This window comes from Pseudomonas kitaguniensis (assembly GCF_009296165.1).
Lineage (GTDB): Bacteria > Pseudomonadota > Gammaproteobacteria > Pseudomonadales > Pseudomonadaceae > Aquipseudomonas > Aquipseudomonas kitaguniensis.
Genome location: NZ_VUAZ01000179.1, coordinates 1 through 2,550, shown reverse-complemented (window position 1 = coordinate 2,550; position 2,550 = coordinate 1). Strand labels below are relative to the sequence as shown.

The following is a 2,550-nucleotide window of genomic DNA, read 5'->3' as shown; positions in this document are numbered from 1 at the left end:
TCTTCAAACTGTGCCTGCAATGTATCAATGCGGTCGATGTACGTCTGTTTGACCGAATCCCAAACGCCGCCGCTCTCAACCACGGCCTTGAGGGCCGCGTACGTTTCCCTAAGGTTGCCAGCGGTGTGCACGATGCTATCAACGGCGTCATTCAGCCCCAACACAGCGCCAGCGGCAGTACCTGCTGTAAAACTGGCGTCTTGCGCGATGTCGATCGCCATCCACTTGGTCGCAGTTCCTGTCCGGCAAACCGTGCCCTCGCAGCCGGCCATTTCCGCGTCACGCTGAGCTTTCTGCGCCTTGCTCAGGTAGTTGTTCTGAACAGCATTACTACCCGCTTGCGCGCCCGTCACTGCGCCGCTCAGGTCACCACCTGCAATCGTAAGCGATCCATAAATCCCATCTAGTCAACGACGGGCGGCGCGTTTAGGAATGCAATCGAGGAGATCAGTCGTCAGGGTGCAGGGTGGTAGACAGAGGGAGGCAAAAGGACTGCAAAAAGGCTACAGGCTGGGTGCAGGAAGGAGGCAAAAAAGGGTGCAAAAAAGGGTGCAAAAAACACCGGCGCAAGGCCGGTGTCGATAGTGCCTGATCAAGTTGGGTATATTGAAAACTACATCTGTCGAATATCAGATAAAAAATCATAAAATTCTTTTTCTGTCATCTCAAACTCTGGCCCTTCGACCATTGCCATTAGTGACAACAACGCAATGTCTAAATTTTTTGTGAGAGAAAGGTTTGGATCTTGGTAAATATCAAGTGCCTCTTTTGATATTTTAAAAATATCAAATCCATCAGCAACTACTCTTCCAAGTCTGTCAGCCACTATGTCTTCCATGCTCATTGCTGCCCCCAACTCTTTAGCTCTGCTCCGGTCGGAGGGTAGTGCTGAGCATCAACCGGCTGCCCATTAATACTTTTCGGGTGGACACGGATTACTTCTCCTGCATGGTCATAGCTTTCCATTCATTGCCTCGTACTGCCCGTTTTAGGATCAAACTCCGTGGCGAAAGAAGCACCCCGAGTAGGTCCTTCTGTCCTTGCAGGAACCTCTTGTGTGTAGTAACGAATACGGCCATCAGGCAGTGTTCTAGTGACCGCTGCTGTCTCTTGAGCTTTTTGTAGTCCTGATAGTTTCGCTCTCAATGCAGCTTGGGCATTTGCACTTGTGGCTTCAGTAGCTACAACTTCTCCCGTTGTAGCAGTAGCTTTTTCACCGTCGAAACTCGCATCGTTTGCCGCAGCTTTACCAGTACCTACAACTCCAGTTTCTCCAGAAGCCAAACCGGATGGAATCGCTTTCGCATCCAACTCACCACTAAAATCTCCAACGTTATTGCTCGTCAGTGGCGGCCTGTCCGTCGAAGCTTTTGCCACCGCCTCGAACTCGGCCTTGGTGACCTTAGCAGTGACCTTTTCCGCCAGCAAGGCGCCGCCCTTCACGACCCCCCCCGCCAACTGAAAGAACACCCGCCATATCACTCAACAGCTTTCCAGTTTCAACCCCAGCCAGGTATGAACCACTGGGACCGGCTTCTTCAAACTGTGCCTGCAATGTATCAATGCGGTCGATGTACGTCTGTTTGACCGAATCCCAAACGCCGCCGCTCTCAACCACGGCCTTGAGGGCCGCGTACGTTTCCCTAAGGTTGCCAGCGGTGTGCACGATGCTATCAACGGCGTCATTCAGCCCCAACACCCCGTTAGCAGCATCAAATGAAACCTTCCCAAGATCGGTCGCCACAGGCAAGGTTGCTTTTGCACCATCACCCTTTTATACGTTCTAAGAACTCGGCCATTGCCTGTGGATCACGCTCCACAAGCTCTTCAATCAAACCTTCGGCTGCCCAATGCAGAATCATGTCCCCTCCTCCGCCATCCTTGCAGAGGATGAGATCACTTGACAAAGACGAGTCAACAACATTGACTTCTCTATCACTGAGTACCATCAGACCGCCGTAACCATCATAAGGAATGACCCAGTAATAGCGCTCGCTCTCTATCCAGTAAATCCCAAAAACCTGGACAGGCTCTTCACGCCCAATTTCTCGAATAATCATATCCACATCACTCAATAGTCCTACCGGGCTGCAGCACAGGGGGCAGCTGCTGCGGCGTGGTAATTTTCATATCGTATGCTTTACCGGTGGCGGAGTTGTACTGGTAGTGGAGGGTTATATTTTCTCCGCTAGGCAGACGGTGACTTACTTCCATTTTTCTCCATCCCTCACTCCGAGGGAAGTCTTTATCGCCCGCCAGTTTTGTATCACGACCGGCTGAGGGATTTTCTATCACTTTGTTCCACAAAATCTGCTCGTTCAGATCTCTTGGCGCAGTTGACTGATAGCTCTTTGCTGTTGAATGCGTTGCATAGTCTGGAAGGCCAGCAGAAAACTCATCGGCAGCATTTTCTCGACCATAATAATCTCTATTTACGCTAGACCTTTCAGTAACAGCATTCGGGCTATATGGATCATCCACAATAGTTGGTTTACCGCCACTGAAACCACTAGAACCGCCACCTTTTTCACCTCCGCTAACAACATCCGC

Annotated in this window: 6 protein-coding genes; all 6 read right to left on the bottom strand. The window is 50.9% G+C overall.

What is annotated here, in order from left to right; translation table 11 throughout:
* Nucleotides 1–353, bottom strand: a 353-nt coding sequence (locus tag F0169_RS25400) for a VENN motif pre-toxin domain-containing protein (RefSeq protein ID WP_172979553.1), incomplete at its 3' end; no start/stop codon positions are given.
* A 260-nt stretch (nucleotides 354–613) separates the two neighbouring features.
* Nucleotides 614–844, bottom strand: coding sequence for a hypothetical protein (locus tag F0169_RS25395; RefSeq protein ID WP_152747952.1), 231 nt, complete (start codon nucleotides 842–844; stop codon nucleotides 614–616).
* Between the two features lie 122 nt (nucleotides 845–966).
* A complete protein-coding gene (locus F0169_RS27515; protein ID WP_179953680.1) occupies nucleotides 967–1,428 on the bottom strand; it encodes a hypothetical protein in 462 nt (153 codons plus the stop codon).
* The gene (locus F0169_RS25385) at nucleotides 1,403–1,744 is read right to left on the bottom strand and encodes a hypothetical protein (RefSeq protein WP_179953679.1); all 342 of its coding nucleotides are present in this window, start codon (nucleotides 1,742–1,744) and stop codon (nucleotides 1,403–1,405) included. The genes F0169_RS27515 and F0169_RS25385 overlap by 26 nt, the downstream gene beginning before the upstream one ends.
* Nucleotides 1,745–1,766: 22 nt before the next feature.
* Complete coding sequence (locus tag F0169_RS25380) at nucleotides 1,767–2,066, bottom strand: hypothetical protein (RefSeq protein ID WP_259642724.1); 300 nt, start codon at nucleotides 2,064–2,066, stop codon at nucleotides 1,767–1,769.
* Between the two features lies 1 nt (nucleotide 2,067).
* Nucleotides 2,068–2,550 (bottom strand): hypothetical protein (locus F0169_RS27970; protein WP_241679175.1); only part of this gene is annotated, 483 nt, incomplete at its 5' end.